13 protein-coding genes and 1 pseudogene are annotated in these 15089 nt (G+C 46.6%); 4 read left to right on the top strand and 10 right to left on the bottom strand.

What is annotated here, in order from left to right:
• Window positions 1-89: 89 nt before the first annotated feature.
• Entirely contained in the window at window positions 90-482 is a 393-nt protein-coding gene (gene rpsI, locus DFR44_RS03025; protein ID WP_133619236.1) for a 30S ribosomal protein S9, read from the bottom strand.
• Between the two features lie 12 nt (window positions 483-494).
• The gene (gene rplM / locus DFR44_RS03020; protein WP_114562368.1) at window positions 495-923 is read right to left on the bottom strand and encodes a 50S ribosomal protein L13; all 429 of its coding nucleotides are present in this window, start codon (window positions 921-923) and stop codon (window positions 495-497) included.
• A 580-nt stretch (window positions 924-1503) separates the two neighbouring features.
• On the opposite strand from rplM, the gene DFR44_RS03015 reads away from it, so the two are divergent.
• Window positions 1504-1944 (top strand): OsmC family protein, encoded by a 441-nt coding sequence (locus DFR44_RS03015; protein ID WP_133619235.1) that lies wholly within the window; start codon window positions 1504-1506, stop codon window positions 1942-1944.
• Here DFR44_RS03015 and DFR44_RS03010 read toward each other — a convergent pair.
• From DFR44_RS03010 to mpl, 8 genes are all read right to left on the bottom strand, one after another.
• On the bottom strand, window positions 1941-2261 hold the full coding sequence (locus DFR44_RS03010; protein ID WP_246012031.1) for a DUF167 domain-containing protein: 321 nt from the start codon (window positions 2259-2261) through the stop codon (window positions 1941-1943). The genes DFR44_RS03015 and DFR44_RS03010 overlap by 4 nt on opposite strands.
• Before the next feature lie 19 nt (window positions 2262-2280).
• Complete coding sequence (locus tag DFR44_RS03005; RefSeq protein ID WP_133619233.1) at window positions 2281-4332, bottom strand: M3 family metallopeptidase; 2052 nt, start codon at window positions 4330-4332, stop codon at window positions 2281-2283.
• A 109-nt stretch (window positions 4333-4441) separates the two neighbouring features.
• The gene (locus DFR44_RS03000; protein WP_133619232.1) at window positions 4442-5980 is read right to left on the bottom strand and encodes a tripartite tricarboxylate transporter permease; all 1539 of its coding nucleotides are present in this window, start codon (window positions 5978-5980) and stop codon (window positions 4442-4444) included.
• A 9-nt stretch (window positions 5981-5989) separates the two neighbouring features.
• A complete protein-coding gene (locus DFR44_RS02995; RefSeq protein ID WP_133619231.1) occupies window positions 5990-6466 on the bottom strand; it encodes a tripartite tricarboxylate transporter TctB family protein in 477 nt (158 codons plus the stop codon).
• A 72-nt stretch (window positions 6467-6538) separates the two neighbouring features.
• The gene (locus tag DFR44_RS02990; RefSeq protein WP_211336886.1) at window positions 6539-7555 is read right to left on the bottom strand and encodes a Bug family tripartite tricarboxylate transporter substrate binding protein; all 1017 of its coding nucleotides are present in this window, start codon (window positions 7553-7555) and stop codon (window positions 6539-6541) included.
• A gap of 180 nt (window positions 7556-7735) precedes the next feature.
• A complete protein-coding gene (locus tag DFR44_RS02985) occupies window positions 7736-8302 on the bottom strand; it encodes a YqiA/YcfP family alpha/beta fold hydrolase (RefSeq protein WP_133619230.1) in 567 nt (188 codons plus the stop codon).
• Window positions 8303-8329: 27 nt separating this feature from the next.
• Entirely contained in the window at window positions 8330-8947 is a 618-nt protein-coding gene (locus DFR44_RS02980) for a LysE family translocator (RefSeq protein WP_133619229.1), read from the bottom strand.
• 65 nt (window positions 8948-9012) lie between these two features.
• Window positions 9013-10383: a UDP-N-acetylmuramate:L-alanyl-gamma-D-glutamyl-meso-diaminopimelate ligase gene (gene mpl / locus DFR44_RS02975; RefSeq protein WP_133619228.1), complete on the bottom strand. Its 1371-nt coding sequence runs from the start codon at window positions 10381-10383 to the stop codon at window positions 9013-9015.
• 111 nt (window positions 10384-10494) lie between these two features.
• On the opposite strand from mpl, the gene DFR44_RS02970 reads away from it, so the two are divergent.
• The 3 genes and pseudogenes from DFR44_RS02970 to lon all read left to right on the top strand — a co-directional run.
• Window positions 10495-11253 (top strand): HesA/MoeB/ThiF family protein, encoded by a 759-nt coding sequence (locus DFR44_RS02970; protein WP_133619227.1) that lies wholly within the window; start codon window positions 10495-10497, stop codon window positions 11251-11253.
• 132 nt (window positions 11254-11385) lie between these two features.
• Window positions 11386-12249 carry a 5'-nucleotidase, lipoprotein e(P4) family gene (locus DFR44_RS02965; protein WP_133619226.1) on the top strand — a complete coding sequence of 288 codons (864 nt, stop codon included), beginning with the start codon at window positions 11386-11388 and terminating at the stop codon, window positions 12247-12249.
• Window positions 12250-12725: 476 nt separating this feature from the next.
• Window positions 12726-14982: pseudogene (lon, locus tag DFR44_RS02960) on the top strand (endopeptidase La); the annotation flags it as partial.
• Between the last annotated feature and the right edge of the window lie 107 nt (window positions 14983-15089).

Here is a 15089-nt window from a genome sequence, read left to right as displayed (position 1 = left end):
AATGTAAACACCCATCTGCCAATGCTTCAAAAACAAAAAAAGACTGCACAAGGCAGTCTTTTTTTGTCGTCCAAACGAGAATCGTGAGATTAACGTTTTGAGAACTGTTTGCGACGACGTGCTTTGCGGAAGCCGACTTTTTTACGTTCAACTTCACGAGCATCACGTGTCACCAAGCCTGCTTGTGACAAGCCTGATTTCAAGTTCGCATCATAATCAATCAAAGCGCGAGTGATACCATGACGCACTGCACCCGCTTGGCCTGACTCACCGCCGCCTGAAACATTGACCATAATGTCAAATTTTTCAGTCATTTGCGTCAATTCCAAAGGTTGACGAATCACCATCAAACCTGTTTCACGCGCGAAGTACTCATTTGCAGGCTTACCGTTCACAACGATATTGCCCGAACCCGCTTTCAAAAATACACGAGCCACCGCAGACTTACGACGACCTGTACCGTAGTTGTAATTACCGTTCATGTTCATCTATCCTTAAATGTCCAAGACTTGTGGTTGCTGTGCAGAGTGTGGATGTTCAGCGCCTGCATAGATTTTCAATTTTTTAATCATCGCGTAACCCAAAGGACCTTTAGGCAACATGCCTTTGACCGCTTTTTCTAACGCGCGACCCGGAAAACGCTCTTGCATTTTGCGGAAATTGGTTTCATAGATACCGCCTGGATAACCAGAGTGGCGATAGTATTTTTTGTCTTCAAATTTCGCGCCTGTTACGCGGAGTTTGTCCGCGTTCACGACAACGATAAAATCACCCGTGTCCACGTGTGGCGTAAACTCAGGTTTATGCTTACCACGCAAACGACGTGCAACTTCACTGGCTACACGACCCAACACTTTGTCCGTACCATCAACGACGTACCAGTCGTGTTGTACTTCGTGTTGTTTTGCTGAAAAAGTTTTCATGACAATTCCATTCATCACAATTTAAAAAACCATGTTTACCGCACCTCACCGCTTATGCCTGCGGCCTCTCCCGAAGCGAGTTAATATGGGCTAGCCGATTATTATCGACACTTTTATGAATAAAGTCAAGCATTTAAGGATAAATAGCCGTGAATCAAGACCTCACAAATACCAACCGAGTTATCCTTACACACAAAGATAACAAAAAAAGCCCAAGCAAAATTTGCTTGGGCCATAAATCCACCAAAAGGAGGGTGGAGGAGACAATCTTTAGAATGCTTGCGCATCCAACAGTGTTAATTATACCGAAAAAATTGTGCAATGCAAGATAAAAAAACGCCCATTCACAAATTTGTCGCTATAAAAGCGAAAAACGAAATTATTGACCACTAATTTATGATTTTTATTAAATATTATTAAAAATGATTTAATTTTATTGAAATGGATGTTGCTAAAAAACATCTATTTTATCCAACTTGTTTGTTATACCGACAATAAAAAAGAGAAAAGTCATTTTTCCTGCATTTCCTACGGCTGATATAATGGCTCTCTTTATTATTCATTTTTCTAGGATGTCATTATGGAATGCACCGTACGTTGGGTTGGGCCACAAGCAGGCATGTCTTTTATCGGTGAATCAGGCACTCATCATGCCGTATTGATGGATGGTGCTCCTGAAGCGGGCGGGCGCAACCTTGCCCCTCGCCCGATGGAGCTGGTGCTCATGGGAACTGGGGGCTGTACCGCATTTGATGTGGTGATGATTTTACAGAAAGGCCGCCATGCGGTGAGTGACTGCGAGGTGAGATTATCGGCTAAACGTGCAGACAGCGACCCGAAAGTGTTTACAGATATTCATTTTCACTTTATCGTCAGTGGAGATCAACTCTCTGAGGTTGCGGTTGAACGTGCAGTTAAGTTATCGCATGAGAAATACTGTTCGGCCAGCATCATGCTCGCGCATTCCGTCCAGATGACCCATAGTTTTGAAATCATTGACACGGGAGCCACCCCGAGCTAATCCGTATTTTTAATTGTCAACAAAGTGGCACGCATCTTTTCGAAGCGTGCTTCTGCGTTTTTAAAGCAAATGGTTTTGCTGCGTGAGTTGGCACCTCGTACGACATCAACATCTCGGTTGGCGCATTCAAATTGTTCTGCCAGCCATGCGGTCAAGGCCGCATTCGCACGCCCATCAATCGGCGGGGCATTTAAACGGATTTTAATTCGTTCACCATACTCCCCCGCCCAATCGGTGTTTTTAGCCCCAGGCTGGACATACACTTGGAGCAATACATCACTGCCTTTCAATTGCAAAAAAGTCAAGTTGTTGCTCACACCTACTCCTCGATTACAATCAAGCGACCAACCCGCTGTGGCGCAATAGCGCATCGACACTTGGCTCGCGTCCCATAAAGGCCTTGAACGAGTCCATTGCGGGACGTGAGCCGCCGACAGCGAGAATATTTTGCCAGTATTTTTGCCCCAACTCTCGGTTGAGCAAAGGGGCTTTATCCGCTTGTGCCGTTTCAAATGCAGAGAAGACATCTGCGGATAACACCTCAGCCCACTTGTAACTGTAATAACCTGCGCTGTAACCGCCTGCGAAAATGTGCGAAAAGCTGTGCTGGAATCGGTTAAATTCAGGCGGCTGCACAACCGCTATTTCAGCGCGAATCTTCTCCAACAGCTCATGCACCACATGAGGGGCCTCAGCCGTGAATCGCGCATGCAACAAAATGTCATACAATGAAAATTCAACTTGGCGCAGCATTTGCAAACCCGATTGGAAGTTTTTAGCGGCTAACATTTTGTTAAACAGCTCATGAGGCAAACCAGCACCCGTGTCCACATGCGCGCTCATGCGGGTCAATACATCAAAATCCCAACAGAAATTTTCCATGAACTGACTGGGCAACTCAACCGCATCCCACTCAACGCCGTGAATACCCGACACTTCAACATCATCAACTTGCGTAAGCAAATGATGCAACGCGTGCCCTGTTTCATGAAACAGCGTGATGATGTCATCATGGGTCAACGTTGAGGGCTTATCCTCAAGCGGTGGGGTAAAGTTCGTCACCATGTGCGCGACGGGCGTTTGCAATGCGCCCATCGTCAATGCACGACGACCACGCACCTCATCCATCCACGCTCCCGAATTTTTGCCCTCTCGAGCATACGGGTCTAGATAAACCGCGCCAATAGTGATGTCGGCTTGATTTTTCAGCTCAAAAAACAGCACATCTGGATGCCAAACTTGAACTTGTTTTTGTACAAAGCGCACGCCGAACAATTGCTCGACCACATGGAACAAGCCATTTAAAACATTGGGCAATGGAAAATAATCTTTAACTTCCTGCTCAGAAAAGGCGTAGCGTGCCTCACGCAACTTTTCACTGACATAAGTGATGTCCCATGCTTGAACATCGTGTAAACCCAACTGCTCGGATGCAAAATTGCGCAGCGCAGCCATATCGGTTTTGGCCGATACCTGCGCCTTGTGCGCCAAGTCGTAAAGAAAATCCGTCACTTGTGGCACAGACTCCGCCATTTTACTCGCCAGCGATACATCCGCATAATGTGGATAACCGAGCAAGTGAGCCATGCGCTGACGCGTAGCCAAAACGTCTTGTATCACGTTGGTATTATCAAAAGCAGCATCGCCCAGCTCGCTGGCACGAGTCACATACGCACGATAAATGGTTTCACGCAAGGCTCGGTCTTCCGCGTATTGCATCACTGGGAAATACGATGGAAATTGCAAGGTGATTTTGTAACCTTCTTTACCATCCTTTTGCGCGGCCGCTTTCATCGCTGCCAACGCGTCGGCGGGAATGCCCATGACTTGAGTTTCATCCGCGTAATAAGCATAAGCATTGGTTGCATCCAACACATTCTCTGAAAACTTGGATTGCAACGCCGCTTCCTTAGCCCGCAATTGTCCGAACTCGGTTTTTTCAACCTCATTCAATAACGCGCCTGATAATTTGAAATCACGTAAAGCGTTTTGAACAATATGTTGGCGTGTCGGCGTCAGCGCTTCCCAACGCGGACTTGTGGCAAACATTTGATTTTGCGCCAACAGTTTTTCGCTTTGACCGAGCAGCGTGTAAAACGCAGTCACTGCTTCAAGATGTTCGTTATACACATCGCGCCATTGGGCAGCCATGACGTGGTGACAATGACTCACCACACCCCACACTCGCGAAAGCCGCTCCATCGCGTCATTAAGAGGCACCATACCGTTTTCCCAAGTTACATCTGCGGGTGCAATGGCTTCGACTTGGCGTAAAGCCGCATGCGCTTGCGCCAACACTTGAGTCATGGCCTCATCCACATGCTGCGGTTGAATATCGGCCCAACGGGGCAAATCGGAGAGGTCTAACAAAGGATTTTGTGTGGTCATGATTGCTTCTAAAGTCAAAAAAGGCGTTCATTATAACGCGTTGTTATATTTTGGTAAAAACGGCACTCTTTCGAGTGCCGTTTTTATATTTCAAGATATTTTAGTTTAATTATCCTTCTTCATTAACCAAAACCTCTTTACCTCGCATCTTCAACAACAGCGGAATGCTAATCCACAATATGGCAAACGTCATAAATGCCAACGACACTGGATGTGAGGGGCTGAAAAAAACTGACCAATCACCTTCGGATTTACTCAAAGCCCGACCTAAGTTTGCTTCCATCATCGGACCTAAAATCACACTGAGCACCATCGGTGCAACAGGATAATCATGTTTATTGAGCCACAAGCCCAAAATGCCACAAATCACCAAAATCCATAAATCAATCATGGTATTTTGCGTAGACAAAACACCAAATACTGAAATGGCAAGAATCAAAGGCAGTAAATATCTTGCTGGCGTGCTGATCACTTTGGCAAATACACGCACCAACGGCAAGTTCAAAACCAGCAGCATGACGTTACCAATAAACATACTGGCGATTAAGCCCCATGCAACGGTAGGATGCTCAGAAAACAACAACGGCCCAGGTTGGACGTTGTACATAATCAGCGCACCCATCAAAATCGCCGCCGTACCTGAACTGGGAATACCTAAAGTCAACAACGGGACCATCGCGCCACCAGAGGCCGCATTATTTGCGGTTTCGGGGCCCGCAACGCCCGCAATTGCACCATGACCGAACTTTTCTGGAGTTTTAGATAATTTTTTCTCCATGATGTAAGAAAAGAACGAAGCCAAAATTGCGCCCGCGCCAGGTAATATACCAATGAAAAATCCTAAAATAGAGCCTCGGGCAATGGGGCCTGCGCTCTCTTTCATTTCATCCATGCTGGGGTATAAGCGTGTAATTTTTGCGATTTGGATGTCTTTGGTGTCTGCTTCTAAAATGGTTTTAAATACTTCCACCACCGCAAAGAAACCAACCGCCAAAGTCAAAAACGCCACACCATCGGACAACGAATCAAAGCCAAAAATAAATCGTTCCTGCCCCGACAAACCATCGTGACCAATGGTGGCAATCAAAAGACCAAGTGTGGTCATAATCAATGCCTTGGTCATGGATTTGCCCGCCAATCCTGACACCGCACATAGCCCTAAAATCATCAGCGAAAAATACTCGACACTGGTGAACTTAATGGCCATTTCAGATAAAGGCTCGGCCATCAAAATCAATGCGACCAAAGTGACAATACCGCCAATAAAAGAACCAATTGCAGCGATTGATAAGGCACTGCCCGCACGCCCTTGCTTCGCCATCTGATAACCATCTAACGCGGTCACTACCGATGACGACTCGCCAGGGGTGTTAAGCAAGATGGAAGTGGTTGAGCCGCCGTACATCGCGCCGTAATAAACGCCTGACAATAAAATAATCGAACTGGTCGCGGCTTGCTCATTTGACAAACCAATTGAACTGGTGATTGAAGCCGTAATCGGAATCAACAACGCCACACCGCTCATCGGGCCAATCCCAGGTAAAACGCCAACGACTGTACCCAACAAACAGCCCATAAAGGCAAACAATAAGTTATACCATAAGAATGAGACCGAAAAACCTTGCATCAAATAATCTAAAGTACTCATTTTGCCCCCTTAGCTCAAAAAACTAGGCCACGACTGAACGCTGGCTTCGAGTAATTTAATAAACACAAAGTACAGAACCAAGGAAAACCCACCTGCAATGGCGACGGTTTTACCGATATTGCCACGCTCCATCGCTTGGAACGACACCACCAAAAATAAAAAGGTACTGATGATGAAACCCAAAGGCTCAATCAACAGAATATAAAGCACCATGCTGCTTAATATAATGAAAAAACGACGATGGTATTTTTCATCTTCGGCGTGTTGGGTGTGTTGCTGTTTGGATTCTGTTGCTTTTTTCTTCAAAGTTTCAAGCAGCAAAATCACACTCAAAAAACACAAGAGTGCGCCAAATGCCTTGGGAAAAGTTGCGGGTGTGACCGCCCCACCAATCACGTTGTCGGCCAAGTGTGAGCTGGCCACCACAAAAAATGCGCCCGTCAAAAAGAAACATAGACTGGCAATAAAGTCTGAACGACGAGACATAATCCCTCCAATACGTCTTATACAATAAAAAACACGCTCGATATTCAAGCGTGTTTCCTTGAGTTTTTTTTATTATTTAGCCAAGCCCAATGTCGTCAACAACTCTTTAATTGTGGCTTCTTGTTGTCCTAAAAAGGCTTTAAATTCCTCACCATTTTTAAAATCGCCAGTCCAACCTTGAGCTTGCAACTCGGCTTGCCACTCGGGTTTAGCGGATAAATCTTTCAAAGCCTGTTGCCAGAATTTGTAAGCCATCGGCGACATGTCTTTTGGACCGAACACACCACGCCAAATCACGAACTCAGCACCGTTAATGCCTGCTTCTTTATATGTGGGCACTTGATCCATAGGGGCCGCTTTGACACGTTCGGGCGCGCTGATGGCGAGAATACGGATTTTGCCTGCTTTCGCCATTTCGGAAGCACCTGACGCATCGGTTGATAACACTTCAGCTTCACCACCTAACAAGGCGACAATCGCTTTACCGCCACCATCAAAAGGTAAATATTTAACTTTGGTAATGTCAACGCCTGACTTCATCAAAGGCAATAATGCAGCCAAATGATCCATGCTTCCAGGCGATGAGCCACCCGCAACGCTGACTTTTGTCGGGTCGGCTTTAATTTTAGCCACCAACTCTTTGATGTCTTTAATTGGCGAATCAGCTTTAACCGCCAAAACAGAGAAATCCTGCGTCAAGGCTGCCAAAGGCGTCACATCTTTATAACCAGAAGGACTGCCGTCTTTTTTCAAGTTGTTGATTAAGATGGGAGGCGAGTTCACAAACAATTTACTGTCATTGCCCACATCTTTAGCCAAGTAAGTGGCTAAGAATTTAGCACCTGATGCGCCAGGCACGTTCTCAACAGTCATGGGGACGTTAACCAATTTCGCATCAGTCATGACTTTGGTGATAGAGCGTGCGGTCTTATCCCAACCGCCACCCGCGTCCGATGGCGCTACCATCGTCAATGATTTGGGTTCATAAGGTGCATTGGGGTCTTTCTTTTTCTCCCCACATGCCGTCATTAAACTGGTTGCTACAACTGCAGCCACCACCGTGGTCATCCATTTGGATATCGTCATCATTGTCTCCTTTGACGGGGTTGTTGAAATTAAAATTATTATTAAAAATGTAAAAATATTGATATCAAATCATTGTTCCACAAATACTCGACATATTGCAAGCGGTTTTGCGCGCTTACATTCAAACGATTTGTTTTGCACCGAAACGCTTGGTTCAGTTAAAAATGAGCGTTCAGCCAAAACTCAACGCGTCCCCAATAAAAAGGTCATTAAATCATCCAAGTGCCCACCAAAACCATTTAAGGTATGGTCGCCGCCTTCAACCACAATTTCATTCGCACCCTTAAAATAATCGCGCATTTGCCTAGGACTCAACACCTCGTCTCCTAAAGCCACCAGCAATAAATATCGTTTCAAATCAGTCAACTGTGGAACGTGGTAATAGTGTAACTCTGCCAAATAGTGAACAGCGTCTTCAGGCGCAATCTCATCGACATAATAGCGGTCTTGCAAATGCTCTTGTTTAAGCTCATTCCAAGGCGTAATGGCAGGATTAATGACCGCACAGCGCAGACCATATTTCTCGGCAAGATATATGGCATAAAACCCACCCAATGATGAGCCACAAACGGTGTCAATTTGATGTGTTGCAATCAGCGTTTCACATAACCGAATGGACGATTTGGGCGAGACGGGTAACTGTGGAATCACCACATCGGCCTCACCTTGAGATTGGCAATAATGCGCAATATCAATTGCTTTAGGTGAGTCGGGGCTGGAGCGGAAGCCATGCAAATACAATAACTTCATAAGTTTCTCCTTTGTATGCGGACGCTTTTAAGCGCCTTTTTTAGAACTCGCCAACAACACGCCGAAGCCGATAAATGCAGAACCACCCATGCGATTCATGATGCGCCCGCCACGACCTGTTTTTAAAAAGGACTGTACCTTGTGGGCAAAAAAAGCATATGTCGTATGTATCACAATCAATAACACGCAAAACGTCAGCACCAAAGTCGCAAACTGCGTCGCATAATTCTGTTCGTGGTTGATAAACTGTGGAAAAACCGACAAAAAGAAGACCAACGCTTTTGGATTAGAAAACTGAAAAAGCAAACCCTCTACAAACAGACGTCGGTATGACGCAGCCGTTTTAGATGTACGGTCAAACTCAATCGCAGGCGAAAGCCACAACTTAACCCCCAAATAAATCAAATAGGCCGCACCACAATATTTAAGTACATCAAAAGCGGTTTGCGAGGCCGCCAACAACGCCCCAAGGCTGGTCGCGGACAGCGTCGCCACACAAAACACACCTGTCGACAAACCCAAAACGCCGACCAACGCGGATTTAAACCCATAATTCAAGGCGTTAGTGACTGATTTTAAGACCCCAGGTCCAGGGCTCAAAATGGTCAACACCGCCATGATAATGAACAACACATATGACGTCATGCTTCCCTCTCTGCCTTTTCTAAATTTTTATCGGCTTTTAAACAATCGCCCAACGTGATTCAAAACTATTTTAGGGCGTCTAATAATTTTTGATGCACGCCACCAAAACCGCCATTGCTCATGACCAACACATGGTCACCTGCTTGCGCAACAGCTTGCACCGCTTTCACTAAGTTGTCTATATTATCAAAAGCCTGTGCTTTATCCCCGAGCGGCGACAGCGATTCGGCCAAGTCCCAGCCGAGTGCGTTTTTGCCTGCACCGCTCTCGCCGTAACCAAACACCAAGTCCGCTTCTTTGAGTGAGTCAGGCAATTGCGCTTTCATCACCCCGAGTTTCATCGTGTTTGAACGTGGCTCGAGCACGGCCAAGACTCGCGCCTGCCCCACGCGCTTGCGCAGACCCGCAACGGTCAAAGTAATCGCAGTAGGATGATGCGCAAAGTCATCATAAACCGTGATGTCGTTCACCACGCCTTTAACTTCCATACGACGTTTCACCATTTCAAAACGTGAAAAAGCCTCAATCGCGTGTTTAGGTTCAACGCCCACATGACGGGCGGCCGCTATGGCCGCAAGGGCGTTCAAGCGGTTGTGCGCACCTGTCACATTCCAATGCACGCGCCCTTGAAACTCGCCTTTGAACAACACGTCAAAGCTGTCATCATCACCCACATTGGCAATTTGCCAATCGGCTGCTCGCGTATCATCCGCAAAGCGTGCCACGGGCGTCCAAGCACCTTTGTCTAAAGTCTCATCCAACGCCGCTTCGTGCGCATTAGAGACAATTAAACCGTTGCTCGGAATTGTACGCACAAGGTGATGGAATTGGGTTTGAATCGCGGCCAAGTCTTTAAAAATATCAGCGTGGTCAAATTCGAGGTTGTTCAAAATCGCGGTGCGTGGGCGGTAATGCACGAATTTACTTCGTTTATCAAAAAACGCGGTGTCGTATTCATCCGCTTCAATCACAAAAAATGGATCATCGGTCAAGCGGGCAGAAATGCCAAAATTGTTTGGCACACCGCCAATCAAAAAGCCAGGGTTCAATCCTGCATCTTGCAAAATCCAAGCCAACATTGACGACGTCGTGGTCTTGCCATGTGTGCCCGCCACCGCCAGCACCCATTTATCCTTGAGTACGGTTTCGCCCAACCATTGCGGCCCCGAAATGTACGGCAACCCTTGGTCTAAAATCGCTTCCATCAGCGGGTTACCACGCGACACCACATTGCCAATCACATACACATCAGGGTTCAACTCAGTTTGTGACGCATCAAAGCCACTAATCAACTCAATGCCTTGTGCTTCAAGTTGAGTGCTCATCGGCGGATACACGTTGGCATCACAACCTGTCACTTTGTAGCCTGCTTGCTTGGCAATCGCCGCAATGCCGCCCATGAATGTACCGCAAATACCGAGAATGTGAATATGCATAAAAAATCCGAAGTCGTCTAAATAAGGGAAATGGCGCATTTTAGCGCAGTTTGTCAGGATACGACCAATGACTCATATAATTTTCAAATCATTGTTTGTTAAAATAGAACCATGAACGATACACAACTCTTACGCTATGCACGCCACATTCAGTTGGCCGACATCGACATTTTGGGGCAAGAACGCATACTGGCCAGCCATGTTTTAATTGTCGGCGCGGGCGGTTTGGGTTCGCCCGCAGCTTTGTATTTAGCCGCCAGCGGCGTAGGGCATTTAACGCTTATTGATGACGATGTGGTCGAATTATCTAACTTGCAGCGACAAATCATCCACACCACTGATTCGCTAGGATTAACAAAAGTCGCTTCAGCTCAAGCACAACTTCAATCAATCAATCCTGATGTAGGCGTGAATGCACGGGCACAACGGGCCGATGCAGACACATTGAACCCACTGCTGCCGCACATCTCTGTCGTGCTTGACTGTTCGGATAATTTTGAAACCCGCCAAATGATTAACCGACTGTGCGTTCAACACCGCGTGCCCTTGGTGTCTGGGGCGGCAATTCGTTTCGAAGGACAAATCAGCGTTTTTGACTCGCGCGATGACGACTCGCCCTGCTACGCCTGTTTATTCCCACCTGAATCAAACTTTAATAATGAACCTTGCGCCACACTCGGCGTATTTGCGCCACTGGTTGGCATCATCGGGGCGATGCAAGCCGCAGAAGCACTAAAAATCATCGTCCAAATGAAACAACCCCTAGTCGGTCAATTGTTGACCCTTGATGCACGACTCATGGAATGGCAACGCTTGTCTTTACAACGCAATCCATACTGCCCTGTGTGCCAAGCCCAAACATCTTTTTAAAACCTCCACTCGCAATAGACGATTAAAGAACTATTGACAGACTGTCTGAACGAACATTAGTATGAATCGTCTAAGTACAGACACACCGCTACACACAATAAAACTAAACACAATAAAACGACTGGAGACCTCATGTTTGTCAACACACAAAAACCACGCCGCCCTCTTACCGCACTCATTGCTGCGCTTTGTTTAAGCCTATCCACCACTGCTTTTGCCGAAGAGGCACTGACCAACAAACAAGGTCCAACAGGTGATGGTTTATCCAATAACCTCATGGTCGCTGCGGCGTGGAAACAAACCGCAGCAGAAAATAAAGCCTTGTATCATCAAGCATTTAACATCGCTAAAGAGCGAGTCGATGCCGCTTTAAAAAAGCACAAGAAAAAAGACAAGCCACTTGCCATTATCAGTGACTTGGATGAAACTTTGTTTGATGCCAGCGCCTATTGGGGGAACCTGATTCAAAACAACAAGGATTTTTTCGATGACGCTGTATGGGATAAATGGGTACCCTCCAACACCATTGCCGCTACCGCGGGGGCACAAGACTTTTTAAATGATGTAAAGAACAAAGGCGTTGAAATTTTTTATGTCTCCAGTCGCGATCAAGGTGAAAAGACCTTTGAATACGCGATTGCCAATATGAAAGCCTTAGGATTTCCAAACGCAGATGCTGAACATGTGACCATCTTGCGCGACAGCTCCAACAAAGAACCTTCTCAAAAGAACATTGCCGAAAAATATGATGTGGTCGTCTATTTGGGCGACAACTTAAATGATTTTCAGCGCAAGTACTACACTAAAAACGTTGACCAACGCACCCAACTCATGGAGGAGGACAAAGAAATGTTTGGTCGTAAATTTATCGTCATGCCCAATCCTTTGGATGGTCACTGGATGCGTGCCATTTTTGGCGAATCAGAACCACCCGCCAATGACAAAAACCGCGAGATACTCAAAAAGGCCGCCACCCAATCAACATGGCAACCTTAATCAACATACATAACCGCATTTAACCACTTAACCCACTTAACTTAAAAGACCTTGACTCACGTCAAGGTCTTTTTATTAAGAGCAACGATAACAACCATACAAAAGCGCTCATTAACAAAGCGATTATGCTTTACAACCAACAGATTTAAATCAATTATAATCAAGTCAGGCCGAATGAACGCCTTTTAACGCATTCGACCTTGTTTTTTACTTCACTGCCCTCAAATGAGAGCTATTGGCTCATGCAACATCCCAAGGGCCACCCAAACTTAAAAAAGCTGTATTGTGCTTTTTGACTTACTAAGGAGTGAAAAATGTCTGAAGAATCCATCAAAAAACCGCGCGCTCCGCGTGTAAAAAAATCCGTGGGCGAAGAAACTGCGCCCACAGTGGCAACACTCCCTACGGCCGCTGACCTCAAAAATAACGACTCGCTTCCCCTCTTGCCTTTACGCGATGTCGTCGTATTCCCACACATGGTCATTCCACTGTTTGTCGGTCGCGAAAAATCCATCCGCGCTCTTGAGGCGGCCAGTGCAGCAGAACTGAATGTCGTGCTGGTGGCGCAAAAAAGCCCCGAAAAGGATAATCCAGACGGCAACGACTTGTACAAAGTGGGTTGCGTTGCGCGCATTTTGCAAATGTTAAAACTGCCCGACGGTACAGTCAAAGTACTGGTTGAAGGTGAGAAGCGCGCCAATTTATCGAACATTATTGAAAAAGATGGCTATTTGGCCTGTTCGGTCAATGACTTAATCGACACGGAAGCCGATGCTGCAGAAGTCGAGGCCTTGCGTCGCACCGTTTTGACTCAATTTGAACAATACGTCAAATTGAATAAAAAAATTCCTGATGAGATTTTAAACTCACTGGCAGCCATTGATGATGGCGCGCATTTAGCCGATACCATCGTTGCTCATTTGCCCATCAAATTGGAACTCAAGCAAGAGTTGCTCGAATTGCGCAGCGTCAAAACCCGCTTGGAAGATGTATTGCATCAAATGGAAGTTGAAATCGACATCCTCCAAGTCGAAAAACGCATCCGTGGTCGTGTCAAACGCCAAATGGAAAAAAGCCAACGCGAGTACTATTTGAACGAACAAGTCAAAGCCATTCAAAAAGAACTGGGCGAAGGCGAAGAAGGCGCAGACATTGAGGAACTTGAGAAAAAAATCATTGCGGCGCGCATGCCTAAAGAGGCGCGTGACAAAGCCGATGCCGAGTTGAAAAAACTCAAATTGATGTCGCCCATGTCTGCCGAAGCAGGCGTGGTGCGCAACTACCTCGAAACTTTAGTCAGCTTGCCGTGGAAGAAAAAAACCAAGCCAAACAATGACTTGGCTAAAGCTGAAGCCATTTTAAACGAAGACCACTACGGACTTGAGAAAGTCAAAGAGCGCGTATTGGAATACCTCGCCGTGCAACAGCGCGTTGAAAAAAACAAATCACCGATTTTATGCTTGGTCGGGCCCCCAGGCGTGGGCAAAACCTCGTTGGGGCAATCGGTTGCTCGAGCCACCAATCGAAAATTTGTGCGCATGGCTCTTGGCGGGGTACGCGACGAGTCAGAAATCCGAGGACACCGCCGCACGTACATTGGCGCGATGATGGGTCGCATTTTACAAAGCCTAACCAAGGTCGGCGTTCGCAACCCATTGTTTTTATTGGATGAAGTGGACAAAATGGGCATGGATTTTCGTGGCGACCCAGCCTCGGCCTTGCTCGAAGTACTTGACCCAGAACAAAACCATACGTTCTCCGACCACTATGTTGAAGTTGATTTTGACTTGTCTGATGTCATGTTTGTCGCAACGTCGAACTCTCTCAACATTCCAGGCCCATTGCTTGACCGCATGGAAGTCATCCGCTTATCGGGTTATACCGAGGACGAGAAATTATCAATTGCGCAAAAATATTTATTGCCAAAACAGTTGAAAAACAATGGCTTGAAAGCGGGCGAGTTAGACGTTAAGGTCGAAGCCTTGCGCGACATCATTCGTTACTATACGCGCGAAGCAGGCGTGCGCTCGCTTGAAAGAGACATTTCAAAGTTGTGCCGCAAAGCCGTGAAAATGCTGTTGCTGAACAAAGACCTTAAAACCGTTACCATCGACAGCAGCAATATCGAACACTTCTTAGGCGTGCATCGTTTTAGTTTCGGTATCGCTGAAAAAGAAAATAAAGTCGGACAGGTCACAGGCTTGGCATGGACAGAAGTCGGCGGCGAGTTGCTCACCATCGAAGCGCAAGTCATGCCTGGCAAGGGCATCATGACGCGCACTGGCTCTTTGGGTGACGTGATGAAAGAGTCGGTCGAAGCTGCCCGTACCGTAGTCCGCGCACGCGCGAACGCCTTGGGTATCAGCAACACCGTGTTTGATAAAAAAGACATTCACGTCCATGTGCCAGAGGGTGCGACGCCAAAAGATGGTCCATCGGCAGGTATTGCCATGACCACGGCGTTGGTTTCGGCTTTAACAGATAACCCTGTTAAATCAAATGTGGCCATGACGGGGGAAATCACTTTGCGTGGTGAAGTGCTTGCAATTGGTGGTTTGAAAGAAAAATTGCTCGCGGCTTTACGCGGCGGCATCACCGTTGCTTTAATTCCACATGAAAACGTCAAGGACTTAGCCGAAATACCCGACAACGTGAAAAACGGCATTGACATCATTCCAGTGAAATGGATTGAAGAGGTGTTGCAACACGCATTGGAACGACCATTGACTCCGATTATAGAACCTGAAATCGTTGTGCCTGACGTTCCGAGTGCCGCGGCCGTTAAGTCGGAAGGTTTGGCGCATTAAGCGAATGCCCATTTGACTCATTTTTTAAGCCCC

The sequence above is a fragment of the Hydromonas duriensis genome, from assembly GCF_004363775.1.
In the GTDB taxonomy this organism is placed as follows: domain Bacteria; phylum Pseudomonadota; class Gammaproteobacteria; order Burkholderiales; family Burkholderiaceae; genus Hydromonas; species Hydromonas duriensis.
The sequence above is the reverse complement of the archived record's forward strand: the minus strand, read 5'-3'. Positions and strand labels throughout refer to the sequence as shown.